Annotated in this window: 27 protein-coding genes; 19 read left to right on the top strand and 8 right to left on the bottom strand. The window is 48.1% G+C overall.

The features are described 5' to 3' along the window. Positions 1–9: 9 nt before the first annotated feature. From PUW25_RS23635 to PUW25_RS23560, 16 genes are all read left to right on the top strand, one after another. On the top strand, positions 10–951 hold the full coding sequence (locus PUW25_RS23635; RefSeq protein ID WP_274337680.1) for a nucleoside hydrolase: 942 nt from the start codon (positions 10–12) through the stop codon (positions 949–951). Beyond that, positions 952–1,773 carry an ABC transporter permease gene (locus PUW25_RS23630; RefSeq protein WP_047911319.1) on the top strand — a complete coding sequence of 274 codons (822 nt, stop codon included), beginning with the start codon at positions 952–954 and terminating at the stop codon, positions 1,771–1,773. It abuts the gene before it with no gap. A gap of 5 nt (positions 1,774–1,778) precedes the next feature. Then, positions 1,779–2,567, top strand: a complete 789-nt coding sequence (locus PUW25_RS23625) for an ABC transporter permease (protein ID WP_047911320.1) — start codon at positions 1,779–1,781, stop codon at positions 2,565–2,567. Between the two features lie 21 nt (positions 2,568–2,588). Next, a complete protein-coding gene (locus PUW25_RS23620) occupies positions 2,589–3,650 on the top strand; it encodes an ABC transporter ATP-binding protein (protein WP_047911321.1) in 1,062 nt (353 codons plus the stop codon). Positions 3,651–3,802: 152 nt separating this feature from the next. Further along, on the top strand, positions 3,803–4,219 hold the full coding sequence (locus PUW25_RS23615) for a hypothetical protein (RefSeq protein ID WP_274337679.1): 417 nt from the start codon (positions 3,803–3,805) through the stop codon (positions 4,217–4,219). A 96-nt stretch (positions 4,220–4,315) separates the two neighbouring features. After that, positions 4,316–6,022 (top strand): adenine deaminase, encoded by a 1,707-nt coding sequence (locus tag PUW25_RS23610; protein WP_205054545.1) that lies wholly within the window; start codon positions 4,316–4,318, stop codon positions 6,020–6,022. A gap of 93 nt (positions 6,023–6,115) precedes the next feature. After that, positions 6,116–6,232 (top strand): putative holin-like toxin, encoded by a 117-nt coding sequence (locus tag PUW25_RS23605; RefSeq protein ID WP_274337678.1) that lies wholly within the window; start codon positions 6,116–6,118, stop codon positions 6,230–6,232. 216 nt (positions 6,233–6,448) lie between these two features. Next, on the top strand, positions 6,449–7,192 hold the full coding sequence (locus tag PUW25_RS23600) for an HAD family hydrolase (protein WP_047911323.1): 744 nt from the start codon (positions 6,449–6,451) through the stop codon (positions 7,190–7,192). 329 nt (positions 7,193–7,521) lie between these two features. Then, the gene (locus tag PUW25_RS23595; RefSeq protein ID WP_047911324.1) at positions 7,522–8,001 is read left to right on the top strand and encodes a Dps family protein; all 480 of its coding nucleotides are present in this window, start codon (positions 7,522–7,524) and stop codon (positions 7,999–8,001) included. A 173-nt stretch (positions 8,002–8,174) separates the two neighbouring features. Beyond that, positions 8,175–9,341: a nitric oxide synthase oxygenase gene (locus tag PUW25_RS23590; RefSeq protein WP_047911325.1), complete on the top strand. Its 1,167-nt coding sequence runs from the start codon at positions 8,175–8,177 to the stop codon at positions 9,339–9,341. A gap of 166 nt (positions 9,342–9,507) precedes the next feature. Continuing rightward, positions 9,508–10,413, top strand: a complete 906-nt coding sequence (rocF, locus tag PUW25_RS23585) for an arginase (protein WP_047911326.1) — start codon at positions 9,508–9,510, stop codon at positions 10,411–10,413. Positions 10,414–10,711: 298 nt separating this feature from the next. Then, entirely contained in the window at positions 10,712–11,848 is a 1,137-nt protein-coding gene (locus PUW25_RS23580; RefSeq protein ID WP_047911327.1) for an ABC transporter ATP-binding protein, read from the top strand. Further along, complete coding sequence (locus tag PUW25_RS23575; protein WP_047911328.1) at positions 11,838–12,659, top strand: ABC transporter permease; 822 nt, start codon at positions 11,838–11,840, stop codon at positions 12,657–12,659. The genes PUW25_RS23580 and PUW25_RS23575 overlap by 11 nt, the downstream gene beginning before the upstream one ends. Beyond that, positions 12,646–13,449 (top strand): ABC transporter permease, encoded by an 804-nt coding sequence (locus PUW25_RS23570; RefSeq protein WP_047911329.1) that lies wholly within the window; start codon positions 12,646–12,648, stop codon positions 13,447–13,449. The genes PUW25_RS23575 and PUW25_RS23570 overlap by 14 nt, the downstream gene beginning before the upstream one ends. Continuing rightward, entirely contained in the window at positions 13,446–14,516 is a 1,071-nt protein-coding gene (locus PUW25_RS23565; protein WP_047911330.1) for an ABC transporter substrate-binding protein, read from the top strand. Before PUW25_RS23570 ends, PUW25_RS23565 begins: the two co-directional genes overlap by 4 nt. A 339-nt stretch (positions 14,517–14,855) precedes the next feature. Continuing rightward, entirely contained in the window at positions 14,856–15,473 is a 618-nt protein-coding gene (locus PUW25_RS23560) for a nitroreductase family protein (protein ID WP_047911331.1), read from the top strand. Positions 15,474–15,568: 95 nt separating this feature from the next. Here PUW25_RS23560 and PUW25_RS23555 read toward each other — a convergent pair whose 3' ends face one another. The 5 genes from PUW25_RS23555 to PUW25_RS23535 all read right to left on the bottom strand — a co-directional run bounded on the left by PUW25_RS23555 (position 15,569) and on the right by PUW25_RS23535 (position 19,958). After that, positions 15,569–15,751, bottom strand: coding sequence for a hypothetical protein (locus PUW25_RS23555; protein WP_205054689.1), 183 nt, complete (start codon positions 15,749–15,751; stop codon positions 15,569–15,571). Further along, positions 15,732–16,892, bottom strand: a complete 1,161-nt coding sequence (locus tag PUW25_RS23550; protein WP_047911333.1) for a hypothetical protein — start codon at positions 16,890–16,892, stop codon at positions 15,732–15,734. The genes PUW25_RS23555 and PUW25_RS23550 overlap by 20 nt, the downstream gene beginning before the upstream one ends. A gap of 18 nt (positions 16,893–16,910) precedes the next feature. Beyond that, entirely contained in the window at positions 16,911–18,107 is a 1,197-nt protein-coding gene (locus tag PUW25_RS23545; protein WP_274337676.1) for an MBOAT family O-acyltransferase, read from the bottom strand. Between the two features lie 254 nt (positions 18,108–18,361). Continuing rightward, complete coding sequence (locus tag PUW25_RS23540; RefSeq protein WP_274337675.1) at positions 18,362–19,291, bottom strand: aldo/keto reductase; 930 nt, start codon at positions 19,289–19,291, stop codon at positions 18,362–18,364. A gap of 154 nt (positions 19,292–19,445) precedes the next feature. Beyond that, a complete protein-coding gene (locus PUW25_RS23535) occupies positions 19,446–19,958 on the bottom strand; it encodes a hypothetical protein (protein ID WP_420799971.1) in 513 nt (170 codons plus the stop codon). Positions 19,959–20,119: 161 nt separating this feature from the next. On the opposite strand from PUW25_RS23535, the gene PUW25_RS23530 reads away from it, so the two are divergent. After that, the gene (locus PUW25_RS23530) at positions 20,120–20,506 is read left to right on the top strand and encodes a hypothetical protein (RefSeq protein ID WP_205054554.1); all 387 of its coding nucleotides are present in this window, start codon (positions 20,120–20,122) and stop codon (positions 20,504–20,506) included. An 86-nt stretch (positions 20,507–20,592) separates the two neighbouring features. On the opposite strand, the gene PUW25_RS23525 is transcribed toward PUW25_RS23530, so the two are convergent. Further along, positions 20,593–21,069: a DUF2798 domain-containing protein gene (locus PUW25_RS23525; RefSeq protein ID WP_205054555.1), complete on the bottom strand. Its 477-nt coding sequence runs from the start codon at positions 21,067–21,069 to the stop codon at positions 20,593–20,595. 157 nt (positions 21,070–21,226) lie between these two features. On the opposite strand from PUW25_RS23525, the gene PUW25_RS23520 reads away from it, so the two are divergent. Beyond that, on the top strand, positions 21,227–22,261 hold the full coding sequence (locus PUW25_RS23520) for an AraC family transcriptional regulator (protein WP_274337673.1): 1,035 nt from the start codon (positions 21,227–21,229) through the stop codon (positions 22,259–22,261). A gap of 117 nt (positions 22,262–22,378) precedes the next feature. Continuing rightward, positions 22,379–23,173, top strand: a complete 795-nt coding sequence (locus PUW25_RS23515; RefSeq protein WP_274337672.1) for an SDR family NAD(P)-dependent oxidoreductase — start codon at positions 22,379–22,381, stop codon at positions 23,171–23,173. 137 nt (positions 23,174–23,310) lie between these two features. On the opposite strand, the gene PUW25_RS23510 is transcribed toward PUW25_RS23515, so the two are convergent. Both PUW25_RS23510 and PUW25_RS23505 read right to left on the bottom strand, forming a co-directional pair. Beyond that, positions 23,311–24,534: an NAD(P)/FAD-dependent oxidoreductase gene (locus tag PUW25_RS23510; RefSeq protein ID WP_274337671.1), complete on the bottom strand. Its 1,224-nt coding sequence runs from the start codon at positions 24,532–24,534 to the stop codon at positions 23,311–23,313. A 57-nt stretch (positions 24,535–24,591) separates the two neighbouring features. Further along, positions 24,592–25,809, bottom strand: a complete 1,218-nt coding sequence (locus PUW25_RS23505; protein ID WP_274337670.1) for an NAD(P)/FAD-dependent oxidoreductase — start codon at positions 25,807–25,809, stop codon at positions 24,592–24,594. Positions 25,810–25,847 lie beyond the last annotated feature (38 nt).

Genomic DNA, 25,847 nt, shown 5'->3' with positions numbered 1-25,847 from the left:
AGGAGCCCTATGAATCCGATTCTGCTGGATGTCGACACAGGTATTGATGATGCACTCGCCATCATGCTGGCGGTTCAAACTCGCAAAGACGACATTGCCTGCATTACGACCGTATGCGGCAATGTGTCACTGGATCAAGCTACAGAGAACACATGTAAAATACTTGAGTTCATGCAGGCCGATCAAATTCCTGTATATCGCGGCTCGGAGAGCCCGCTTATCCGCAAATCGTATTATGAGCACCGCGTGCATGGACAGGATGGTCTAGGCGGAGCACTCAAGGAGTACACAGCCAAGAAGCAGGCGGACAGCGGATTTGCCCCAGACCGTATCATCGAGACGGTAATGCAGAGACCAGGCGAAGTGACACTCATTATGACAGGGCCCCTGACCAATCTGGCGCTTGCGCTGCTCAAGCAGCCCGATCTCGTTAAGCATGTCAGAGAAGTGATCTTCATGGGCGGCGTTGTCAAAGGCATGGGCAATGTCACACCGGTTGCAGAGTACAACACGTATGCCGATCCTGAAGCAGCCCGTATCGTGCTGCAGGCCGGATTCCCTAAGCTGACGCAGGTGGGGCTGGATGTGACACGGCAGACGCTGCTGACGGAAGCTCATATTGAGCGTCTCACCATTCCTGCGATCAAGGAATATGTCGCGCAGAGCACAGCCATCTACATCAAGCGCTATGAACAAATGAACGGAGTCCGTGCTTGTGCTCTGCACGATCCGCTTGCAGTAGGGGTAGCGCTGAATCCCGATTTGGTAACAAGAAATACGTATTACGTCGATGTAGAAACGGCAAGCCGCTTGTGCGATGGACAGATGGTCTGCGACTTCCAGAATCGACTGGGACAAGAAGCGAATGTACTGGTCTGCGAGGAAGTGAATCAGGCTGCTTTTCTGGAACATTTTATTGAAGCACTTAACAAACCCATTGGAGCCTCTTAAATGAAGAATAAATATGCTTATTACCTTCTCTTGCCGGGTTTCCTGTTTCTGACGCTGTTCATGGTGGTTCCGATCGTGCTGACGATCGGCTCTACCTTTGTGCAGGATGGGAGCCTGACACTTGCGGGATACCAACACTTTTTACAAGACACTTATTTTCTGAAAATTCTGTGGACTACGCTGCAGGTCAGTGTGCTGACGACGGTGCTATGTATTTTGCTCGGATTTCCGACAGCCTACTATATTGCCAAGCGCAGTGCTCGTAAGAAAGCGATCCTGATTGCACTGGCGATCTTCCCGATGCTGACAAGCCCGGTTGTCCGTTCCTTCAGCTGGATGATCATTCTTGGCCGCAAAGGACTCGTCAACAACGCTTTGATGGGTATGGGTCTGATCAATGAGCCGCTCGACCTGCTCTATACACCGATCTCGATCACGATTGGTCTCTTGCATCTGTTCCTGCCGATTATGATTATTTCACTGGTGGGTGTGCTGGAGAATATCGATACGGATCTGATCAAGGCTGCGGAGAGCCTCGGCGCTTCCCGGTTTACAGCCTTCAGACGCATCGTGTTCCCGCTGGCGGTTCCGGGCCTTGTGCTGGGCTCGACGCTTGTGTTCGTCGGCAGCTTGACGGCCTATACGACACCTGCGCTGCTGGGAGGTAAAGAACGGGTCGTATCCACGTTCCTGTATCAGAATGCAATGACGCTGAACGATTGGTTCCTCGCGTCGGTTATCGCAACGATTATGATCGTCATTACGTTTATTGTCGTCGGTCTAATGAACAAGGCGGCGAACAAATTAAATCCGAAGGGGTAAACAACATGCGGGAGAAAAATATCGGGCTCAGCCTGATCAGTCTTGTGGTCTTCATCTTTCTGCTGGGCCCGCTTCTGATTATCGCTGCCAGTTCATTCGAGCCGGGGACGGTGCTGAAATTTCCGCCGGAGGGCTTCTCCCTCAGGTGGTATCAAAATATTTTTGAGCAAGGAAGCTTTGTGCGAACCTTTATGATCTCGGTTATCATTTCGCTGGCGGGCAATGTGCTCGCGCTGCTGATCGGCGTGCCGGCCGCTTATGCAATCAGCCGGTTCCGGTTTAAAGGCCGGGATGCACTGAATGCGATCTTTTTGTCCCCGGTGCTTATACCGGGAATCGTACTTGGTTTTACACTCATGCGTTATTTAATCGTCGTGTATCAGCTTCCGCTGTATGCGGGACTGCTGATTGGACACACCGTAATTATGCTGCCATTTATTATTCGGGTGATCGGCTCCAGTCTGTCGAACTTCGATTTTGCGATTGAAGAGGCGGCACTGAGTCTGGGCGCAGGACGGTTTGCGACCTTCTTCAAGGTGGTTCTGCCGAACATTAAATCCGGTATTATTGCCGCGATTCTGATCGCCTTTTTGGAATCATTTAATAACGTTGACATTTCCGTCTTTATGACCGGTCCCGGGGTAAGCACCCTGCCGATCCAGATGCTCACATATGTAGAGAATTATTTTGACCCGACGATCGCGGCGATATCCGTGCTGCTGATGGTCGTTACCGGTGCATTTATGTTCTTGATTGAACGGATGATGGGTCTATCCTATTTCACGAAACGCTAAAGACAGGAGGCACTTCAGATTATGGCATTGCTAACTTTAGACAAAGTCTCAGTAGCCTATGACAACAATTATATACTCAAGGATTTTGATCTGGCGCTTGAAAAAGGACAGCTCATCTCCCTGCTCGGTCCGAGCGGCTGCGGCAAAACGACAACACTGCGTCTGATCGCAGGCTTCTTGGAAGCCAAAGACGGCAAATTTACATTTGACGGTAAGGATTACACACGGGTGCCGGTGAATAAGCGTAACTTTGGCTTTGTGTTCCAGAGCTATGCATTGTTCCCGCATTTGTCGGTGTACGAGAATGTTGCATTTGGACTGAAGATGCGGAAGGTCAAGGATGATGAGATCAAGAAACGTGTGATGCGTATTCTTGAGGTGGTCAGCCTGGCCGGATTTGAGAAAAGACTGCCGCAGGAGCTGTCGGGCGGTCAGCGCCAGCGGGTGGCGATTGCCCGCTCGCTCGTGATCGAGCCGGATCTGCTCTTGTTCGACGAGCCGCTGAGTAACCTGGACGCGAACCTGCGGGTGAATATGCGTGTGGAGATCCGCCGTATTCAGCAGGAGCTGGGGATTACGACAGTATATGTATCGCATGACCAGGAGGAGTGCTTCTCGATCTCCGACCGAGTGGCGATTATGAATAAGGGGAATGTGGAGCAGCTGGAGCGCCCCGAGACAATCTTTAAGTATCCTGCGACCGAGTTTGTAGCCCGGTTTATCGGCTTCCATAACTTTGTCGAGTTTGATGAGCGGAGCGAGCAGGATGGAGTGATCGCGCTGCGTGTCGGCGCCCGTCAGTTTACCGCAACGAAGAACCCAGGCACACTTACGCCGGGAGCGCGCAAAGGAGCAATCCGCCCGGATGATCTGATCGTGACTGCGGCAGATGGGGGAGAATTGCCTGCGAATGCACTGCCGGGTGTGGTGAAGGTGAGCACGTATCTTGGTCGCAGCTACCAGTATGTAGTGGAGACTGAGCTGGGCGACTTTACCGCGAACCAGGAGATGGAGAGCGCGTACCTGAGCGGCCAGAGAGTGAATTTGATCTTCCCGCCGGAGAAGCTCGTACTTGTGCAGTAATATTTTGATTTTGGTTTAGCCTATTTTAATCTTTTATCTTTTATCTTTTATTTTTTGTTTTTTGTCTCTTGCCTTTCGTCTTTGTGTCAGTCGCATGACGAAGGAATGCCGCTGACACACCGGAGGAAGCGGAGCCCGAAGGCACTCTGCTCTTGCACTTTTGGGACAGAGAGCGAAGCTTCGCTGGCCCCCGCCGGAGCGGACGAAGTGCGGAGGCAAAAGAGATATTTAGCGCACTTTGGGACAGTCGAGCGAAGCTTCGCTGGCCCCGCCGGAGCGGACGAAGTGCGGAGGCAAAGGAGATCTTCCCGCGCTTGGGGGACAGAGAGCGAAGCTTCACTGGCCTCGCCGGAGCGGACGAAGTGCGGAGGCAAAAGAGATCTTTCCGCGCTTGGGGGACAGAGAGCGAAGCTTCACTGGCCCCCCGCCGAGCAGACGAAGTGCGAAGGCTAAGCGCCTCTACGCACAAGAGCCATGCGGCCAAGCGGCCTGACGGAAATATTCGTCAGTCAAGCTCGCATCGCGGCTCCACGCTCCATCGTAACCATAGCAAGTTTGAACTAAACTAATGAACCGCCAATTCCGGGTGTCCAGAGGGCAGAGTCCTCTGGGGCCCTCCCTGTCAGGGAGGGTTTGGGAGGGTGATTGTAAAAGGGGTTCCTGACGTGAGAATAGATCAATTAATCTTGAATGTAAAAATTTACAATAGTTACTATAAAGTGTTTGAAGAGGGCAGCGTGGCTGTATGCGACGGACGGTTCTTATATATCGGACCGCGCGGGGAGAAGATGTTTACCGCCAACGAAATTGTGGATGGCCGCGGCCATTACATGATTCCTGGGCTGATCGATATCCATCTTCATATTGAGAGCACGATGGTAACACCGGCGACGTTCTCCTACGGACTGCTGCGCTGCGGGGTCACAACGATTGTACCTGAACCGCATGAGATGGCGAATGTATTCGGCATTGAGGGTGTAACGGAGATGATGGAAGCGAGCAAGGAATGCACGGTTGATATGTTCTATGCCATTCCAAGCTCCGTTCCGGCTACACCGATGGAAACGACAGGTGGCAGCATTGAGATCGAGGATATGGACAAGCTGATGGCCACAGGCGAGATTATCTGCCTTGGCGAAATCATGAACTATGTCGATGTCATCAACAAGCCGGACAGCAAGACAAACCGCATTCTGAAGCATATGAAGCAGAACTATCCCAAGCTCGTCATCGAAGGCCATACACCGAAGCTGATGGGGCTTGATCTGCACCGCATGATCTATGCAGGGGTAGATTCCGATCATACGCATCAGAGTATTGAAGGAATGAAGGCACGTATTGCTGCAGGGATGTTCATCGAGCTGCAGGAGAAGTCCATGACCCAGGAAGTCATGGATTACGTGATTCATCATCCGGTATCCTCTCATTTCTGCTTTGTCACGGATGATGTCATGCCGGATTCCTTCGTGGAAAAAGGACATCTCGATCATATCGTGCGCAAGGCGATCCGCATGGGCATGAAGCCGGAGGATGCTATTTTTGCAGCGACCTATACCCCTTCGAAGCGGATGAAGATGGATGACCGGGGGAGTATCTCACCTGGTAAAGTTGCGGACTTTGTACTCGTATCCGACTTGTACCAATTTGATGTCAAGCAGGTATACAAAGGCGGCAAGAAAGTATTCGATCTATACGAGAATGATGTGCAGAAGAGTGAGACCGGGGCGTTCCCTGCTCATTTTTACAGCAGTGTGAAGCTTGCGCCTCTCAGCCTGGAAGACCTGACAGTGAAGGTGGATGTACCAGATGGTTCTCATCAAGCACGGGCCATGATGGTCAAGAATGGTTCGACCTTCACTCAGGAAGCGCATGTTGATGTGACGGTTCAAGACGGCGTGCTGCAATGGGAAGATACAGGCTATGGTCTGATTGCTACGTTCGAGCGCTACGAGAAGAACGGAAATCATGCATTTGGACTCATTGGAGGCGATACGATCAAGCGTGGAGCCATCGCGACGACGTATTCCCATGACAATCATAACCTGCTGATCGTGGGGGCCAATCCAGAGGATATGCTGCTCGCAGCGAATACGGTAATCCATAGCCAAGGCGGATTCTGTGTGGTGGAGAATGGAGAAATTTTGTCTCATGTGGAGCTGCCGGTGGGCGGAATTCTGACGGAGGAGCCGCTTCATATTGTGGCCCATCAAGTGAAGGAACTGCGTGAAGCGATGCTGTCGCTCGGATATGTGCACTATAATCCGATTATGTCGCTCAGTACGCATTCACTCGCCGTCAGCCCAGCGCTAAAAATTACGGATCACGGACTAATAGATGTAAACGAGGGTAAGATTGTTTCTTTAATCGTTTAAGCAACCTGCAATTCTAGATGGTATAATATGGTTTGTACAACAGTATCGGCTATAAGGCGGTCGGCTAGTCTCCTATTCAAGGAGGTGATGCCTGTGGAGGTAAACGAAGCATTGGCTTTAATGATACAATTCGGCTCGCTCATCGTAGCGCTGATCGGATTAGTCGTTAGCATCGTCGTTGCTATAGTGAACCGAGACAAAAAGAAATAGACCGCCCTTTGTGAGTGAGGATCACGGTCTATTTCTTGAGCTTACACCCACTGCCGACCGCTCTTACAGCGGTATGTTGTGCAGGGAGTCGTGTGTAGGAGCACGGCTCCCTTTTTCTATTCTTATCTTAACTTATCCATATTTAGACTTCAATAATCAAAAACACCTCTGTTAAGATAAAACTAGAAAAATAGGGATCTGGAGGGACTAGCTCAGATGGAACACAACAGCACAGCAGCAGAAGCAAGCGCAGCGGTATTCTTCGATGTGGATGATACTTTGTACGACCATCTCACTCCACTGCGAGAGGCTTTAACACAGAGGCTTCATCTGCCGGGGACATTGCCGTACGAGGAGATCTACCACCGATTCAGGTATTACAGCGACTTACTATCCGCGGAAAAGAACCTATCTGCTGTCCCAAGGCCAGAGGATATGGCAGACATGCGCAGACGCCGGTTTATGCTCGCCCTGGCGGAATTCGGTGTATTCATCAACGAGGCGCAGGCAGAAGCAGCGCAAGCGGCGTATCTCGATATGCAGTTTAGAATCAAGCCGTTTCCGGGTGCTGTAGAGCTGATCCAGCAATTGACGAAGCATGGAATTCTGGTGGGTCTCATTACGAATGGGCCAGAAGAGCATCAGCTGGCGAAGATTAAGGCACTTCAAATGGAACGGTATGTGGATCAGCAGTTGTTCTTCGTCTCAGGCGGAGTGGGGTATGCAAAGCCGGATGCCCGGCTGTTCCAGCATGTGAACAACGTTACAGGAACGGTGCCCGAGAACTGTTATTATGTAGGCGATTCATGGAGAAATGACGTGGTCGGCGCGATTGGTGCAGGGTGGACGGTACTATGGTTCAATCACCGGAGAGCAGAACCGGAATCAGAGCATATACCGCATTATATTGCTGCTGACTATGAACAGCTTGGAAATATGCTGAAGCAGCTGTTGTACTAAATAGAACGAATATTGAATGGTAGATACATAAACATCGGGGGTTTCGCTAAAGAGTAGAGCGGGAGCGTCCGATGTTTTTAGTATAGCCCCAGCGCGACAAGAAAAAATAATTCTAAATTACATGAAGCAGCTACAGGTATTATGAAATTGATTTACATAAATTATTTTCAATAAACCCTTCCTTTTTCTAGAGAACATGTTATAATGATATCAGGATTTAGATTAAGTCTAAATCGAAATACAAAATGATCACGATCATCGTAGTAAGAATTAGCAGTGAAATAACCTACTTAGTTAATGAAATTCTAAATTTAAAGGAGATAACGAATATGACAACAACTCAAACAAACCAAGCGAACCAAGTGAAAGATGAGCAATTCCTGCACAGCTCCCTGAACCGCCAAATTGCCGGATGGTCCGTGCTGTATACGAAGCTTCACAATTTCCACTGGTATGTCAAAGGACCTCATTTCTTCAAACTGCATGAGAAATTCGAAGAGTTCTATAACGAAGCAGCAGAGAACCTTGATGTTGTGGCTGAGAGACTGTTAGCCATTGGCGGACGTCCAGCAGCTACCATCTCTGAGCATTTGAGCCTTTCGCCAGTTGAGGAAGCTGCACAAGGCTTGAACGCAGAACAAATGGTTCAAGCAATCGTAGAAGACTATACGACAATGGTCGAAGCGATGGCTGAAGCACAGGAAGCGGCGGAGAACCTTGATGATCAAGTGACTGCAGATATGCTGATCGGCATGCAGGCATCCCTGCAAAAGCAAGTGTGGATGCTGAACGCTTTCTTGGGTAAATAAGCAGGATCCCGCTCAACAAATAGACACATGAAAGTGTCCAACTGATGAACTTCCTCTTGCTCTTGTAGTTTCAGAGATACCGGATGGGTATAATGGAACTAATTCAAGAGTCAGGCTTACCAGTGAGTTGTTAGAGGGTAAGATGACGGTAGAACGAGAGGTCGGCAGGTCGGATGACAAACAAGACTGCACTTATTAAAGAAGCGGAAGCTTTTATATATACAAGCTATGAAGAGCTGGGTCTGAGCCGTGATATGGCAGAGACCCGGCTTATTCGTATTCGTGAAGATATTGAAGTAACAGGCACCTATGAGCATACGAAACAGGAGCTGGAGTATGGCATCAAGCTGGCTTGGCGCAACAGCAACCGTTGTATTGGTCGGCTGTTCTGGGAGACACTCCGCCTTGTGGATGCACGTGACGCCGCCACTGCCGAAGAAGTGGCTGAGCTGTTAATCTCCCACATCCGGCAGGCGACAAACGGAGGCAAGGTCATCCCTATGCTGACCGCCTTCAAGCCGATGAATGCAGCGGGGCAGGCTCCGATCAGAATATGGAATCACCAGCTTATCCGATATGCTGGCTACAAGACGGAGCAGGGTATAATTGGTGATCCTGCTTCGGTGCAGCTGACCCAAGAGGCGCAGCGTCTCGGCTGGGAAGGAGAAGGGACTGCCCATGATGTGCTCCCGCTGATCATCGAGATCCTTGGCGAGAAGCCGAAGCTCTTCCCGATTCCGAAGGAGCTGGTGCTGGAAGTGCCGATTAGGCATCCGGAGTGTTCTGCTATCGCAGAGCTCGGCATGAAATGGTATGCGGTTCCGATGATTTCGGATATGCAGCTTGAGATTGGAGGTATTCATTACCCGGCAGCTCCGTTTAACGGCTGGTATATGGGAACAGAGATCGGTGCGCGCAATCTGGCAGATACGTTCCGTTATGATATGCTGCCTCAGGTAGCGAATCTAATGGGACTGGATACCTCATCTGAACGAACACTCTGGAGGGATAAGGCACTTGTTGAGCTGAATCTGGCGGTACTGTATTCGTATAGAGAAGCTGGAGTCAGCATAGTAGATCATCATACAGCAGCGAATCAATTTGCGAGGTTTGAAGAACGGGAAGCAAATGCAGGCCGGCATGTCACAGGGGACTGGACCTGGCTTATCCCGCCAGTCTCGCCAGCAACTACGCATATCTTCCATAAATCCTATGACAACACGACGCTTAAGCCGAATTTCTTCTATCAACAGGCTCCTTACCCTGCAGATCGGGAAGTGGCAGAGGATACAACGCAACTGCAAGAGACCGTTCCTTCGGTGAAATGCCCTTTTCACTAGGACGGGTTCATTCTCATCATTCATTTTGAAACCGTCAGGCTTATGCCTGGTGGTTTTTTTGTGTGCTCATCGTAAGGTGCGAAGGAAGCATGTCATTCATCGGCCTGTTTCGGAATAGATATAATGATAAGCTCTCGAATCACCTTACACGAGGGAGGGGCAAGGAATGGACAAAAGCCAGCTGATTTCTCTGATTAAAGTGCCCTTTGGATACGGTGCGGGCCGAATGGGCAGTGAGCTTGGCCCTGAGCGTCTGCTGCGTTTGGGTCTGCTAGAGCAGTGGAAGGAGCTTGGGTATGTGCTTGATGAGCCTTCCCGTATTATATTGAAGGATCAATGGAGCGATAAGGCAATAAACGTGCCCTTGAAAAATGCGTCTAAGGTGTTGTCTATATGCACGGCATTAGCTAGTGAGGTTAAACTGAAAAGAGCCGAAGGGCATTTTCCATTCATCCTCGGCGGGGACCACAGCATCGCAATGGGGTCGCTAGCCGGGCTGACGGCGGATGGAGGGAGCCTCGGTGTTATCTGGATGGATGCCCACTCTGATCTCAACACGGAGGAGACGACGCCATCAAGGAATATGCACGGTATACCCTTAGCTGTCGGATTGGGAAGGGCAGCGCTGAAGCTGTTTCACATCTGTGAAGGCGCAGCAGACATTGATCCTTCCAAGACCGTGCTGATCGCGGCCAGAGAGCTGGATCCCGGTGAGAAGGAGCTGATTAAGGAGCTGGGAATCCATTGCTACACGATGCATGAGATTGATAAGCTCGGCATTCAGAAGGTGATCGATGAGGCGGTCGATATCACCAGCAGTGGAACAGACGGCGTTCACCTCAGCTTCGACATCGACAGCCTTGACCCTGCGGAGGCACCGGGAACAGGTACGCCGGTTCAAGGCGGATTATCTTATAGAGAGGCCCATTTTGCCATGGAGCTGCTGTATGAAGCCGGGATCATTACTTCCTGCGATTTTGTAGAGGTGAACCCGCGGCTGGATCGGAATAATCGGACCTCGAAGCTGGCGGTGGATTTGATCGGGTCGTTATTCGGCAAACGTATATTGTAATCCTGGATTATATGGGATAAATTATTTGAACAAAGGGTTATGAGCCAAGCACCTCATGGGAATTTGTATCCGTGAAGGTGCTTTTTTATGATGCAGCCTCTCTCCAAATCTCCATTCGTGTAATTGCATTATGAAAATCATTTTCTGAAAAATTGTCAATCGGTCGAAAAAAGAGTTTGCGCGATGGAGTGTATTTTATATAATAGTTTCGATGTGTGCCCGAACGGATATAATGACATATGCATAACGAAACCGAAGGCTTATGGCACATCCCCTCAAAAAAGGAGGTTTTCATTACATGACAAATCAGGAGTCTATCATCCGTTTCGAGAACGTCACAAAACAATATGATAGCGACGATCCGATCCTTAAGTCGGTCAGCTTTGAGATTGAGAGAGGTAAATTCTACACCCTGCTAGGACCCTCTGGCTGCGGAAAGACGACGATTCTTCGTCTCATTGCCGGCTTTACCGAGCCGTCGGAAGGAAATATTTATTTTAACGGCAGCATTATTAACCGGGTCCCGGCGCATGAACGTCAGGTTAACACGGTGTTTCAGGATTACGCACTTTTTCCTCATCTGAATGTGTATGAGAACGTAGCGTTCGGTCTTCGAATCAAGAAGATGAAAAATGCCCAGATCAAGGAGAAGGTCAGTGAAGCACTTCGCTTCGTTAACCTTGCAGGATACGAGAACCGGGAAATTACGGAAATGTCGGGTGGTCAGAGGCAGCGTGTGGCCATCGCCCGTGCCATTGTCAATCAGCCGGAGATTATCCTATTGGACGAGCCTTTGTCAGCACTTGATCTGAAGCTTCGTACCGAGATGCAGTATGAGCTGCGTGAGCTGCAGCAGCGGCTGGGCATTACCTTTATTTTTGTCACGCATGATCAGGAAGAAGCCCTTGCCATGTCAGACGAGATTTTCGTTCTGAACGAGGGTGTCATTCAGCAGAGCGGCACACCGATCGATATTTATGATGAGCCGATTAACCGATTTGTCGCTGATTTCATCGGAGAGTCTAACATTGTGGCTGGAAAGATGAAGGAGGACTATCGGGTCGAGTTTGCAGGCAAGACATTTGAATGTGTGGACAAGGGACTTAAGAAGGATGAGCCGATTGAAATCGTCATTCGTCCAGAGGATCTCGAGATTACGACGGCAGACCATGGCAAGCTCCAGGTGCGTGTAGATTCTCAGCTGTTCCGCGGGGTTCACTATGAAATTTCCAGCTATGATGATGCAGGGAACGAGTGGCTCGTGCACTCTACGAAGCGCGCTGTTGTTGGAGAGACCATCGGGCTCTATTTTGACCCGGAGGCGATTCACGTCATGCGTTTTGGCGAGACAGAGGAGGAATTCGACAAACGGCTTGAATCCTATGGCGATCTGTCCGAAGGAATTCAAGGACAAGGAGTAAGTCATGAATCGTAGCATGGGTTCCCGCAACTTGTATCTGATCCCTTACATGCTGTGGATCGTGCTGTTCGTCGTTGCCCCAATTCTGCTGATTCTGTACTACTCTTTCTTTAATGTTGAAGGACAATTTACATTTGAGAATTATGCGAAGTTTTTTACACCGGTTTATTTAAAAATGACACTGAGCTCGTTCTGGTATGCGCTGCTTATTACGATCTTCTCGCTATTAATTGCTTATCCGACCGCATATCTGCTGACTCGAACGAAGCATAAGCAGCTGTGGCTTCTGCTGGTTATTCTGCCAAGCTGGATCAATCTGCTGCTGAAGGCGTATGCGTTCATCGGGCTGTTCGGAACGTATGGGTTCACGAATGCACTGCTTGAGACGATTGGAATTGGAACACAGCAAATTCTGTTTACGGATTTCAGCTTTATTTTTGTCTCGGTATACATCTTTATTCCGTTTATGATTCTGCCGATCTTTAACGCGATAGAGGAGCTTAATCCATCCCTCATCTATGCAGCAAGAGATCTGGGGGCGTCGCCCTTTACCACGTTCCGGCGGGTAATCTTTCCGCTGACCTTAAGCGGAGTGAAGGCCGGTATACAGGCTGTCTTTATTCCCGCGTTATCACTGTTCATGATTACAAGACTGATTGCAGGTAACCGTGTGATTACGCTGGGTACGGCCATCGAGCAGCATTTTCTCGTGACACAGGACTGGGGAATGGGAGCCACCATTGCCGTCTTCCTGATCATTATTATGATCGCGATTATGTTCATCAGCGGTCAAGGAAAGCGGGGTGTGCCTCATGGGAAGAAATAGCAAGCTCTCAAATTTGTATCTGTTTATCATCTTCGCCATACTGTACCTGCCGATCTTCTATCTGATCTTCTACTCCTTTAACAGCGGTGGAACGATGCAGAACTTTGAAGGCTTCACACTCGAATGGTATGAAGAAGTGTTTGCAGACACAAGGCTGCTGATTATTGTACTGAATACATTTGTTATTGCGCTGTTGTCGGCGGTAGTATCCACCATATTGGGGATTGCCGGCGCACTTGCGATTTATCAGGTTCGGCGCAAGCGCAACAAGAATACCTTGCTCTCACTTAATAACGTGCTTATCGTGAGCCCAGATGTTATTATCGGTGCCTCCTTCCTGATCTTCTTTACGATGCTGGGCATTCAGCTCGGGTTCAGCTCGGTACTGCTGTCTCACATTGCGTTCAGTGTGCCGATTGTTGTCCTGATGGTGCTTCCTAAGCTGCAGGAGATGAGCCCGACACTGATTGATGCAGCAAGAGATCTAGGTGCCTCCGGCTGGCATGTACTGACAAGAGTCATTCTGCCGTTTGTTAAACCAGGGATTTTTGCCGGATTCTTTATGGCATTGACTTACTCGCTGGATGACTTTGCTGTGACGTTCTTTGTTACAGGCAATGGCTTCTCCACCCTGTCGGTCGAGATCTACTCACGCGCAAGGCAGGGGGTATCACTCTCGATCAATGCATTGTCGACGCTGCTATTCCTGCTTACCATTGTGCTTGTTATTGGTTATTACTTCATTAACACCCGGCAGGCCAAGCTTCAAGGAAAGGGGCTGAGACCATGAAGCAGCTGGTACAGACGTTCAGTGTTGTGCTGATCGTCGCATTTCTGCTGATGTATCTTACATCGGTTCTCAACTCCAGTGAAGGCTACTCCGGCGGCAACACCCTTACGATCTATAACTGGGGCGATTACATCGATCCTGAGCTGATTACGGAGTTTGAAGAAGAAAGCGGACTGAAGGTCATCTATCAAACGTTTGATTCCAATGAGGCGATGATGACGAAGATTCAGCAGGGAGGTACGACGTATGATATCGCGATACCCTCTGAATATGCCATCAGCAAAATGAAGGAGGATGATCTTCTGCTTCCGCTGGATCATTCTCAAATACCGAATCTGAAGTATATCGATGAACGATTTATGGATTTGTCCTTTGATCCCGGGAATGAATACTCTATTCCTTATTTCTGGGGGACGGTGGGCATTGTGTTCAATCCGGAGCTGACAGATCTCACCTTCAAGAGCTGGGACGATCTATGGGATCCGAGTCTGAGGAATCAGATCCTGCTTCTGGATGGGGCGAGAGAGGTCATCGGGATGGGGCTCAACAGCTTGCATTATTCACTGAATGATACCAATGAAGACCATCTGCAGGAAGCACTCACGAAGCTGTCCACCCTTACTCCCAACGTCAAGGCTATCGTAGGAGATGAGATCAAGATGCTCATCGCTGGCGAGGAGGCCGCGGTAGGTCTTGTCTGGTCCGGTGACGCATCCGAAATCATGAGCGAGAATGAGAAGCTCGACTATGTTGTTCCGGAAGAAGGCTCGAACCTATGGTTTGATAACATGGTGATTCCGAAGACAGCGAGCAATATAGAGGGAGCACATCAGTTTATCAACTTCATTCTAGATCCGGAGAATGGGGCAAGAAATGCAGAGTACGTCGGTTATTCTACGCCGAATGCGGCGGCGCTTGAGCTGCTGCCTGAGGATATCTCTGGAGATGAGCGGTTCTATCCTGATGAGGAGCTTACCGGGAAGCTGGAGGTCTACGATAACCTAGGCAGACGAATGCTGTCCCATTACAATGATTTATTCCTGGAGTTCAAAATGCATCCGAAATAAGCATTGATTTGAAGACTCGTTGTCCACATGTGGATAACGAGTCTTTTTGATTACCGACTGAATATTTATGCAGTTATTGTATATGACAAATTAAAGCGGCTATTTTGATCGATGGCTATCCATCATATTTCTTATCCATCAGGAGTAATTTATTTTACATACTTATTTTCACTTACTAAATAATATATAATATAATCAATTTCATAATACCTTTAGCTGCTTCAATCAAGGGTATATATTGTTTCAAATCCACCTTTTTTATGATTTATGAAATTGATTCAATAAGGTACAAGCTTGTGAATACATACGCATCATACTTAAGAAAGTAGGGTTAACACAATGGGAGATTTGCAGACGGTAATTAAAGAAAGGCGTTCCGCTATGAAGTTTAAGGAAGGAGCTGTAATTAGCAAACAAGAGCTTGAGAAGCTGTTCTCGCTCAATAAATTTGCTCCTTCGGCGTTTAACTTGCAGCATACGAATTATCTGGTGCTTCAAAGTCCGGAGGACAAGCAGAAGGCCTATGAGGCATCAGGTCAATATAAGACTTTGACCGCATCCGCAGTCATTATCGTGCTCGGGGATACCAAGGCTTATCAGCAGGTGAAACGACTGTACGAAGGAATGCTCGCACTTGGGATGCTGACACAAACAGAATACGACTTGGAGACAAGCAGTGTGATTGAGATGTACGAGACGAGAGGTCCTTCCTTCCAGCGGGATGAGGCGATTCGTAATGCGAGCCTGTCAGCGATGCAGCTCATGCTGATTGCGAAGGATATGGGCTGGGATACCTGTCCGATGATCGGTTACGATGATAAGCAGCTGGTATCGCTTCTGAATATCCCGGAGGACCTAATCCCTGTTATGATGATTACGCTCGGTAAAGCGGATGAAGAGAAAATAAGACCACGGGGATATAGGAAGCCTGTGGATGAATTTGTGAGTATCTATTAAGTTTGTTAAGTCTAATATGTGGATAGCTTCTATATAAAGGTTATCAACACGGCAAAGGTCTGACTACTGCATCGTGCAGAGTCAGACCTTTGTTGTTAAAAATTCATATAAATAAATTCCGTGGATTCCCCCGAGAAGAAGATGATCCCCAGCACAACGGCGATAATTACAATTGCACCCGCAATCGATATCAATCCATAAGCCGCAATTCGAGCTGCACGTGGAATGATATCAAAGAGATCGGGCTCTGTCCGCGTTTTACTGCGCTGTAATTCCATATGGCAACAGCCTTTCGTATAAGATTTCCCCAAAGATTCGGCTTCCTTCATCTACCATGTGCGAAGAGTCGTGATAGAACTCATGCGGTATCAGGTTACTCCCCCCGGCATTGAAATCAATGAAGGGATATCCGCGGGATTCAATAAGCTCCTGGTAGGCCCCCATAACCGTAAAATAGTCTGTCCAATTCAGCATGTTGTGCCGTGTAATCAGATCCTTGTCCAGTGGTGCCGAATAGAAGACAGCCTGCTTGTCATGCTTGTCCAGCAAATCGAGGGTCTTGTTCATTAGGGTCAGTCCGAAGCTGCTCTCTGCATGAAATGGCTTGCTCCATGTATATAGATTGGTAAAATGATTGACAATGCCCGCTTGCTGCTCGGCTGTTAGCTGCTCATAGGGTGTATATGGTGGAGTGTAAGGTGTCACGATACCTTGTCTCTCATTTCGTTCCGCAGTTACCTCCCTGCGCAGCTTCTCAAGTGAAGTACGTGTAGACAGCAGGCGGTAAGTTAATACATCGCGGTCATGGTACAGCGGCCAATGGCTTAATATTTCGGTTGTCATGAAATCGTGAACGGTATTAGGTACGGACTCCTCGTTCTTCGCAGGAGAATGAAGCAGCCACGATTTCGGAATATTTTGATCCAGCTTGCTGAGCAAGGAAGGGTATACCGTTACTTCAGGATCATTATCTGTCAGTGGAAGTATACCGTAATTGATCTCATAGACAACATAATCGACCTTATCAATGACAGAGGCGAGGATGGCATACGTTTCGGCCAGCCGAGCCCCCGTTAATCCGAGGTTCAGCACACGCTTGTCGTTCAAGTGAACCTGCAGCACGCCGGAGGTGGTGTTACTGCTATCTCTTACAGTTGTTCCGTACACGGTGGAAGCTCCGAACAGCCCAATCCATGGCTGATGGTCATCCGGCTGCGCCTGTAAATGCTCAATCCACAGGGGTGTATATACAACGGAATCATAGGCAGGCACCCTCAGCTCTTCTTCAGCGTAGGATACGATCGCTTGCTCTGACTCTTCCACAGCACTGCCGGCCCAGATGGTTATTGCGCATAAACCAAGGACAGCGAGAGCCAGCATCGCCATCGTCAGTTTTTTAATAGGAAGCTTATTTAACATGATCTTACATCCTCACTCTCAGGAGCCAAGACCGAACAGTCTTAGCATTAAATCCATTCCATCCGATACGGGCAGCACGAAGAACACCCGGCTCAGGGTAACGCCAAAGAAAGTCATTCCAATGGCAAGCAGTGTCGTTCCAGGTTTAAGCCAGACCGGTACGGGTCTCACAAGGGGCTTGATTTCCTTAATAAAGAAACGATGAATACAGAGCATGATGCCATGAAACATCCCCCATACTACAAAGTGCCAGGCTGCACCATGCCACATTCCAGACACGGTCATCGTGCACATCAGGTTTACATAAATCCGTGCTTTGGGTACACGGCTTCCCCCGAGTGGAAAGTAGACGTAACGAGTAAGCCAGGAGCCCAGCGAGATATGCCAGCGGTTCCAGAACTCGGCAATACTGCGGGCGAGATAGGGATTACGGAAATTCTCTGGTATAACGATGCCGAATAAACGTGCCGTCCCGATTGCAATATCTGAGTAGCCCGAGAAATCAAAATAGATAACAAAGGTGTAGGCAATCAGCGATACCCATAAAGTCCATGTGTCCGCGCCGCTTATTCCTTCCGGCGAATAAATAGGCTGAGCAAGAATGTCAAGGGAGGCGGCGAGCACCAGCTTTTTGAATAATCCAATCCCGATACGCAGGACGCCGATTCGAACATTCTTCCATTGAAAAGCGGCGGTCAGCTGAGGGTAGAACTGCTGAAACTGCTTGATCGGGCCAGCCACCATCGTTGGAAAGAAGAAGAGAAATGCCAGGAAGCCCACAGGCTTATGCTGCGGTAGATTTCCACGCTTCTTCTCAATGACATAATGAATCAGCTCAAAGGTAAAGTAAGAAATCCCTAGCGGTAGTATGAGATCATCTACGGTAGGAAGGGAAGGTTCGTTTATAAACCCAAATAAGCTGTTCACCATGCTGCCAAGCCAGCTGCCGTACTTGAAATATCCGAGTACAAGGATGATTAACATGATGGTCGCAGGATAGATCCAGCGTTTACCACGTTTCAAGGAGCTATGAATCAGCAGGAAGGCAATAATCGCCTCTGCAAGCAGCAGTAGGACAAAGGAGCCTGCATAATAGGAATAAAATGAAATCCCCGCCGTAATAAGTACAAGCGGTCTAATCCGATGAGGGCTGATATAGTACAGGACAATTGCTGCGAGTACGAATAGCCAATATAGCCAGTCTGTGTACATCATGTTTTTTCTGTTTCCACCATTTCTGATTGAGCAAGCTCAAATTGATCATGAATTCGTTTATAAGTTCACTTGATAATTATTCAAATTTCAGGCAGGAAGTGCCAAATATAAATTTTACCGTAAAGAGGGATATGGTGCCAACCTCATTATATGGAATAACAGAGTGGATAGTAGAAAAAACGCCAAATATAGGTTGGTTTTCTGCATAAAAAAGCCCGCAGCGTGACTGCGAGCTTGGTATAAATGGATTGAGACTAAGAGAAGATATGGCCGATCTGTGCGATTTCTGCTTCGTTCAGCTTCACTTCCAGTGTCTTCAGGTTGTTCAGTACTTGTTCAGGCCGCTTCGCGCCAGGGATGAGTGCATCAACGGAGTCCTTCGTCAAATACCATGCGAGCACCAGATGAGCGACCTCAACGCCCTTTTGATCTGCAATCTTGCGAATTTGCTCTACTTTTTCCAGGTTATGCAGATAGCGCTCCCCCTGAAATTCCCGATTATCCTTCCGTAAATCATTGAACTGGGTGTCCTTCGTATATTTGCCGCCAAGAAGGCCTGATACTAACGGGAAATAAGGGATGAAGGTAATCTGATTGGCCGCAGTATAAGGCAGTATTTCACGTTCTACCTCGCGATTCAGCAGATTATATTCGGATTGAAGGACATCCACATAACCATCCTTGTTCGCTTGCTTCAGCTGTTGGGTAGAGAAGTTGGATACCCCGATAGCTCTAATTTTACCTTGGTCCTTAAGCTCCTTCAGTGCCCCAACGGCTTCATCCTTCGGCGTGTCCTCATCTGGAAAGTGAATATAATACAGATCAATGTAATCCGATTGGAGTCGATTTAAGCTGTCCTCCACCTGCTGCTTCAGAAATGCCGGGGAGTTGTTGGGTGCATACTTGTTATTCTCATCATGGGCGCCTTTGGTCGCGATAACGACTTGATCACGGGCTCCCATCTCTTTAATAACCTGTCCGATCAGCTCTTCCGAGCGTCTTGGGCCATAAATAAAGGCTGTATCAATCAGGTTAACACCGTTCTGGATAGCAGTGCGAATGACCTCTTTTCCCGCCTCTTCATCCAGGTTAGGGTACAAATTATGTCCTCCGACCGCGTTTGCTCCAAGTCCGATCGGATTTACGTACAGTTCTGATTTACCGAGCTGCGTTGCTTTAGTCAATTCAATTGCCTCCTTTTTTGATGCGTTATGGATAAGATCTCCACTTACTATTCTAAAGGGTGTAGTTCTTTAAAGCAAAAAACCTCTGCCCTAAAACGAGGAGAGGCTTGCCGATGTTATATGTAGCCATAGCAGACTAGAATTCTGTCAGACATCAATAGAAATGCGGCTTCTTTTTGCGGCGAAACAGAACCAATACTCCAGCTACGATGAGAATCAGCGCAATGAAAGGCTGGACAACAGAGAATTGATTCAGCATGGAGCCAAGCGAGAACGCAATGAAGAAGACGAAGGACAAGGCGGTCAGAATATTGATCGGAATCAGCAAATATTTATTTCGCCCGCCGAACCAATACAGTTCAAATAGCCCGGCTGCGACAGCAAGGATAAAGCCCGGCCACATCGTAATCCAGCTGTCGGTTACAATAGCAATCTGGCAGGTCAGTCCTGCGACGAGCAGGATCCCTCCGGGTACAAGCAGCCCGATGCCTCTTCCGATCAGCGAGAAATATAGCCAGTGAAAAAAGATGCCCAGCGGGATGATGAAAAAGGACGGCCAGAAATAGGCGAAGATGGAGCCGGTTCCGAGATGTTTACCTGAGTTCAGCAGCAGGAACACACCGACGATAATGAACAGCGGGGCAAACAAACTTGCTTTGTTTTTAATACTCAAGGCGAGACACTCCTTCCCTCTAAATTTTATCTAAGCAGAATCTTATCATACTTGTTATACGCTGTAATCGGTCTTGAGAAAGTGAATTATACTGGACCTGAGTCTAGTATAATTAGATGAGCATCTTAGGAGTCGAAGAAGAAAGGTGGAACAATGTGCTTGCAAACGGTATTGCTCTAATCATTATGACTATCATCGTCATCGTATTAATAAGAAAGAAAAAGTTCAAAACAAGTATTAAGTGGGGCTACTTCTACAAACATGCAGGAAAGAGTCTCAGCATCTCCTATAAGAAATTTACTGGCGTTGAGTATTATCAATTTGTATTAAGGAAAGAAGAGACGGTCACATTCTCCTATGAGGTAACAGTTGAAGAAGGGGAGCTAGTTCTGGAATGGAGTGACGGCAAACAAATAGTGTGGAAGGAAAAGTTTGAGGAGGATAAGCAGGGGACATTAACCGTTCTTACAGCTCACCGCATTCACTTGATCAAGGTGGAGGGTGATAAGACAAAAGGGGGATGTCGTATACAATTTATATAAATTTGTAAAGGGTGAGGTGATAGATTTCCCACTTTATTGGAAAAAAGAAAGCTGCCAAGGGCAGCCTGCTTCCTTATTTATTCGCTTCACTCCGGCTGAAGCTGAGGTGCTGGTTTAACAAACTTCGTTAGCAAGAACCGTGAGATCGGTCCCACAATCAGCAGCTGTGCCGGGAGTGCAACGATAATGTTTAGACCGACTGTTTTGAGGTAGGCTGTGAAAATAGAACCTTCGATTCCTACCATCATGGATTTCAGAATCATGCCATAGACAGACATGATGAGCACCATCATCGGGACCATACACACGGCAATGGCTAGAATGATGTTAATGGGCTTCGATTTATCATAAGGCAGAGATAATGCCAATTTACGCGCCTTGGGTTCCACGACAGACTCTGCGAGAAAAGCGATAATAAAGGTTATGACAAATTGAATGGCAAACGTTTGGACATGAAATGTGGAGAATCCGACTAAAGCTGTGTTATACAGTGACATGATCAGGACCATTCCAAAACACATAAACAGTCCAAAGATCATTCCTTCTTTCTTATTACTAGGCAATTTCATACATCCTTCCTTTATTAGAACAACATAAAGGTTATGATATATGACACGCTGCTTGCTTCATAAGTGACAATTTTGTGTCTTTTTTAGAAGCATTAGCGCTAGCTCAGCTGATGGGAAGGAATTAGGCTTAAGTAGACAAGGAGGCTTGTATATGACATCACACACTGCTGCGCATATTAAATTTCCATCGGGATTCTGGTCCGGACTCAAATCGTTAGGAATTGCTCCTCTGGATGTAGCTCGCAGAGCAGGACTGCCGCTTACGGTCATCACGGAGCCAAAAGTCACCACTAGCGAGTACTTTGCAATATGGCAGGCTTATTCAGATCTAGCAGGGGATGCTGCCGAAAGTATCATTGGACTTGCCCAAGCCTTCGAAACCGCACAATATCCGCCGGCTGTGTTGGCGACATACCATGCCCGCAATTATCGAGATGCTCTATATCGCATGGCAAGGTACAAACAAATGTGTCCTCCTGAGGGCTTGCGTATTACCGAGGCAGGCGAGGACTGCATTGTCGAGCTGCAGTGGCAGCATACGGACGCGCCTGGTCCATCGGTATTGGTGGGCATTACGCTAGCCTACCTTCTGGAGCTGGGGCGCCGGGGAACAGGGCGTGAATTGACAGCACGCTGCGTTGAATTTGTACAGTCCATGGGTAATGTGCAGACATTGGAAGCTTATTTCGGATGTCCTGTCCGGGTAGGTAGAGACAGAAACCGGATTACGCTGTGGCAACGGGACTTGGATCTTCCTTTTACATCATATAACGAAGAGCTGCTCGATATCCTGACCCCGGTGATGGATCGAACGCTGGATGAGGAACAGCTGCACCACCGCTCCCTTACTGACACCGTAAAGTGGATGATGAAACGGAGCCTTATGGGAGGCAGGCCCGACATGCAGACGGTGGCGAAGGAGCTCCATATGAGCGACCGAACACTTCAGCGGAGGCTTACTGACGAAGGTACGAGTTATAAGGTGCTATTAACGCAAACGAGACATGAGCAGGCAATCGAATATTTGGCCGATCCCTCGCTCGAGATCAAAGAAGTGGCGTTCTTGGTTGGATACGAGGACCAGAATTCATTTTATCGCGCTTTCCGTCAATGGGAAGGGGACACCCCTTCTCATTGGCGCTCCGAATATCTAAATGGCGGGAAGAAGATATTTATTGGCATGTAATGCAAGAAGCTTGACGCCATGAGCTAGATGCATGACTAACTTCATAAGGTAATATAATCCCTATCGCATAGATGGATTTGCGAGTCTATGTCACCACAATTTTAGGGGAAATGCATTATGGATATGGGATTACACAACAAGACGGCTTTGATCACGGGTTCAACGAAAGGTATAGGGAAGGCCATTGCTATTGAACTTGCTAGAGAAGGCGTGAATGTACTTATTAATGGAAGAAATAACGAAGAAGTAGAACTAACCCTTAACGAAATTCGGTCGCAATTTCCAACGACTTCTCCTCAAAATGCGGCTGCCGACATTGTAGATATGAAACAGAGAGAGACTCTGTTTGAGAAATATCCGCATGTGGATATTTTGGTTAACAATATGGGGATCTATGAAATTATGCAATATGAGGACGTGGATGATGCAACCTGGGAAAAATATTTCCGTACAAATGTACTTGCAGCCAACGGTCTGTCTAAATTTTATTTACCTCAAATGCTGAAAAATAATTTTGGACGCATGATCTTTATTGCGAGTGAGGAGGCCGTGATGCCTTCAGGTCAGATGCCGCAGTATTGCATGACGAAATCAATGCTGCTGTCCTTATCGAAAAGTCTGTCCAAATTAACGATAGGCACTGAAGTAACGGTCAATACGATTATGCCGGGACCAACGCTCTCCGAAAATGTGCAGCAGATCATCGAGGGGATTTATGCTGACGATAAGATGTCTTTTTCGGAAAAGGAGAGACAATTTATGGCGTCAAATCTACCCCAATCGGAGATTCAGCGATTTATCAGACCGCTGGAAATTGGCAGACTAGCTGCATTTATATGCAGTCCTTATGCCTCCGCATTTAAAGGCTCTCCGATCCGTATGGATGGGGGAATGGTGCCGACTATTTATTAATGCAATGCCCACGATCATCGATTTCAGTGAGTTAAAACGTCCTAACGTGTAGGGGCAGTAATACAAATAAACATAAACAGGAGGCAGCCACGGACTCTATCTTTCGTCCATGGCTGCCTCCTGCTTAAATTTTGGAGTTATTCCGTATGAAGAGGTCTGGTGTTCAGATAGATGCCGAGGTCTGGGCTTGATCCCTCAGTAATGACATCGGCCAATATTCTGGATAAGACGCCATTGTATACAATGGCTGTGTCCCCATAGCCCATCATCATGTGACAGTGCGGATACGCTTCATACCGGCCTATCATGGGAAGACCGTCATGCGTTACGCTCAAGAAGCCGCCAAGCCAATATTCAGGCTCTGCCGGGATATCTGGAAACAGCTTGTGGAAGGCTTCCATTAATTTGTCCCGGCTCCGCATGATTTTGGTATCTCTGGCCTCAGGGATGGTGGTATCTTTGTCCATTCCACCAATGATGACACGATTGTCCGGTGTTGTCCGCATATAGACATAAGGACGTGCGGTTTCCCAGATTAATGTGCGCTTATACCAGCTGGAGAGGTCAGGTACCGGCTTGGTGATTACAGCATAGGAGCTGATCATATCAGCATTTTTCTCGGATTGAAAATCACGGTTCTCATTCCCTGCAGCGATAATGACATGCTGGGCCTTGATCTGGTGCCGGCGAGGAGCAGCCGTATAAAAGACAGCTTCCTTCAGATCCTTTCTTCTTCCTGTAATTTCTGTTTCACCGTAAATGGAGCCGCCGAGAGACTTCACCCTCTCCAATAATCCATACACGAATTTGAGCGGGTTCAGCTCTGCCTCGTTGTAGCTGTACAGTGCAGCCGGTTTGTCGAAAGGATACACAGCTCTGATCTGCTCCCTATTCCACAACTCGACTGGAAGTCCAAGCCTGCTCATGAAGTCATACTCCTTATGAATGGAAGGAATGTCTTCGGTAGAGGAAGCGTAATACAGGCTGTCTCTGCGAACAAACTGTGCATTAATCGGCAGCTTCGTACAAATGTCTTCAAGCTCATTCAGCGCCTGCCAGCACAGGTGTATATGCCGCGCGATGATCTGTTCACCATAGTGGTTGGCCAGTGTCACGAAGCTCTTCTCACCTGATAGCTGGATAACAGCGGTATTGGCACTGGTGCTGCCTTCTCCGATCCTGCGTTTGTCTACGACAGCAACCTTTAACCCCCGTTCAGCAAGATGATAGGCGCACAGAGATCCTGATATTCCCGCCCCGATTACTAGAACGTCACACTGAATATCCTCTGCTAAAGACGGATAAACAGGAGGATTGCGGACCGTGGTTGGCCAGTATAATTTGCCGCTCTGCATATCCATGATGCATGTCTCCCTTTGATGTTGACTAATGATATATTGGACTGGACAAGCACTGACTTAGTGGGTGACTAACGGTCTGTTCTGCAGATAGATATCGAGGTCAGGGCTTGATCCTGTAACGATTTGGTCGGAGACAATTTTGGCTAAGACTCCATTGTATACGGTCCCGTTATCTCCATAGGCCATAATGACATAGCTGTGAGGATAACCTTCGTATTGACCGATGATGGGCAGCCCATCATGCGTGCCTCCGTAGAACGCTCCGAGAAAATACTCTGGTTCTGCATTCATGTCAGGGAACAGCTTGTTAAATTCCTGAATCAGCTTGTCCTTGCTTGCCATGATTTTGGAATCCCTTGTTGCCGCATAGGTCGTGTCTTTATCCATACCTCCGATAATAATCCGGTTGTCCGCAGTTGTACGCATATATACATAGGGCCGCGCGGTTTCCCAGATCAAGGTACGCTTATACCAGCTGGTGAAATCGTCAATCGGCTTGGTAATGACAGCATAGGAGCTCGTAAGAACAGCGTTCTTCTCTGTCTTGAAATCCTTATCCTCGTATCCGGCAGCGATAATGACATGTCTTGCACGAATTTCGCGGCGTTCCTTGGTATAGAAGAGAGCGTAATCCTGTTCAAAACGCTTACCTACAATTTCTGTCTCCTCATAGATGCGCCCTCCCTGAGATTTGACCTTCTCCAGAAGCCCGTAAACAAACTTTAAAGGGTTCATTTCGGCGTCGTTATAATAATAGAGTGCAGCGTCTTTTTGAAAAGGGTAAAGTCCAGATATCTGCTTCTCATTCCACAGATCAACTTGAAACCCGTGTTTTTGAAGGAGGGCGTGCTCTTCGGCTAAGGCAGGAACATCCTCCTTGCAGCTGGCATAATACAGACTGTCTCGTCTTATAAACTCTGAATCGAATGGCAGCTGAGCGCACACCCGCTCAATATCGTTAATGGATGCCTCACACAGCTTGAGATGACGTGCCGCCACCTCTTCACCGAAGGAGTTGCTCAGTGATACGAAGCTCTTCTCGCCTGCGTACTGTATTAATGCTGTATTGGTGCTGGTGCTGCCTGCACCTGCTTTTCTTTTATCAACCACGACCACAGATAGATCATGTCCAGCCAGAATATTGGCACACTGTGCGCCTGAGCTGCCGGCGCCGATAATGAGTACATCACAGGATATATCCTCTTCCAGCCTGGAATAGGAAGGAGGCTGAACAACAGTTGTAGGCCAGTATAATTTACCGCTTTGCAAATCCATACCTAATCTCTCCCTTTGCTATCATGAATGGATTCATG

This window comes from Paenibacillus urinalis (assembly GCF_028747985.1).
GTDB lineage: Bacteria > Bacillota > Bacilli > Paenibacillales > Paenibacillaceae > Paenibacillus > Paenibacillus urinalis.
Note: the sequence above shows the minus strand (reverse complement) of the source record. Positions and strands in the feature narration are given on the sequence as shown.

Excerpts from the sequence above, each read along its gene's own strand:
- PUW25_RS23635 (WP_274337680.1), top strand. The coding sequence starts at position 10 with ATGAATCCGATTCTGCTGGATGTCGACACAGGTATTGATGATGCACTC.
- PUW25_RS23630 (WP_047911319.1), top strand. The coding sequence starts at position 952 with ATGAAGAATAAATATGCTTATTACCTTCTCTTGCCGGGTTTCCTGTTT.
- PUW25_RS23625 (WP_047911320.1), top strand. The coding sequence starts at position 1,779 with ATGCGGGAGAAAAATATCGGGCTCAGCCTGATCAGTCTTGTGGTCTTC.
- PUW25_RS23620 (WP_047911321.1), top strand. The coding sequence starts at position 2,589 with ATGGCATTGCTAACTTTAGACAAAGTCTCAGTAGCCTATGACAACAAT.
- PUW25_RS23600 (WP_047911323.1), top strand. The coding sequence starts at position 6,449 with ATGGAACACAACAGCACAGCAGCAGAAGCAAGCGCAGCGGTATTCTTC.
- PUW25_RS23595 (WP_047911324.1), top strand. The coding sequence starts at position 7,522 with ATGACAACAACTCAAACAAACCAAGCGAACCAAGTGAAAGATGAGCAA.
- PUW25_RS23590 (WP_047911325.1), top strand. The coding sequence starts at position 8,175 with ATGACAAACAAGACTGCACTTATTAAAGAAGCGGAAGCTTTTATATAT.
- rocF (WP_047911326.1), top strand. The coding sequence starts at position 9,508 with ATGGACAAAAGCCAGCTGATTTCTCTGATTAAAGTGCCCTTTGGATAC.
- PUW25_RS23580 (WP_047911327.1), top strand. The coding sequence starts at position 10,712 with ATGACAAATCAGGAGTCTATCATCCGTTTCGAGAACGTCACAAAACAA.
- PUW25_RS23575 (WP_047911328.1), top strand. The coding sequence starts at position 11,838 with ATGAATCGTAGCATGGGTTCCCGCAACTTGTATCTGATCCCTTACATG.
- PUW25_RS23570 (WP_047911329.1), top strand. The coding sequence starts at position 12,646 with ATGGGAAGAAATAGCAAGCTCTCAAATTTGTATCTGTTTATCATCTTC.
- PUW25_RS23565 (WP_047911330.1), top strand. The coding sequence starts at position 13,446 with ATGAAGCAGCTGGTACAGACGTTCAGTGTTGTGCTGATCGTCGCATTT.
- PUW25_RS23560 (WP_047911331.1), top strand. The coding sequence starts at position 14,856 with ATGGGAGATTTGCAGACGGTAATTAAAGAAAGGCGTTCCGCTATGAAG.
- PUW25_RS23555 (WP_205054689.1), bottom strand. The coding sequence starts at position 15,751 with ATGGAATTACAGCGCAGTAAAACGCGGACAGAGCCCGATCTCTTTGAT.
- PUW25_RS23550 (WP_047911333.1), bottom strand. The coding sequence starts at position 16,892 with ATGTTAAATAAGCTTCCTATTAAAAAACTGACGATGGCGATGCTGGCT.
- PUW25_RS23545 (WP_274337676.1), bottom strand. The coding sequence starts at position 18,107 with ATGATGTACACAGACTGGCTATATTGGCTATTCGTACTCGCAGCAATT.
- PUW25_RS23520 (WP_274337673.1), top strand. The coding sequence starts at position 21,227 with ATGACATCACACACTGCTGCGCATATTAAATTTCCATCGGGATTCTGG.
- PUW25_RS23515 (WP_274337672.1), top strand. The coding sequence starts at position 22,379 with ATGGATATGGGATTACACAACAAGACGGCTTTGATCACGGGTTCAACG.
- PUW25_RS23510 (WP_274337671.1), bottom strand. The coding sequence starts at position 24,534 with ATGGATATGCAGAGCGGCAAATTATACTGGCCAACCACGGTCCGCAAT.
- PUW25_RS23505 (WP_274337670.1), bottom strand. The coding sequence starts at position 25,809 with ATGGATTTGCAAAGCGGTAAATTATACTGGCCTACAACTGTTGTTCAG.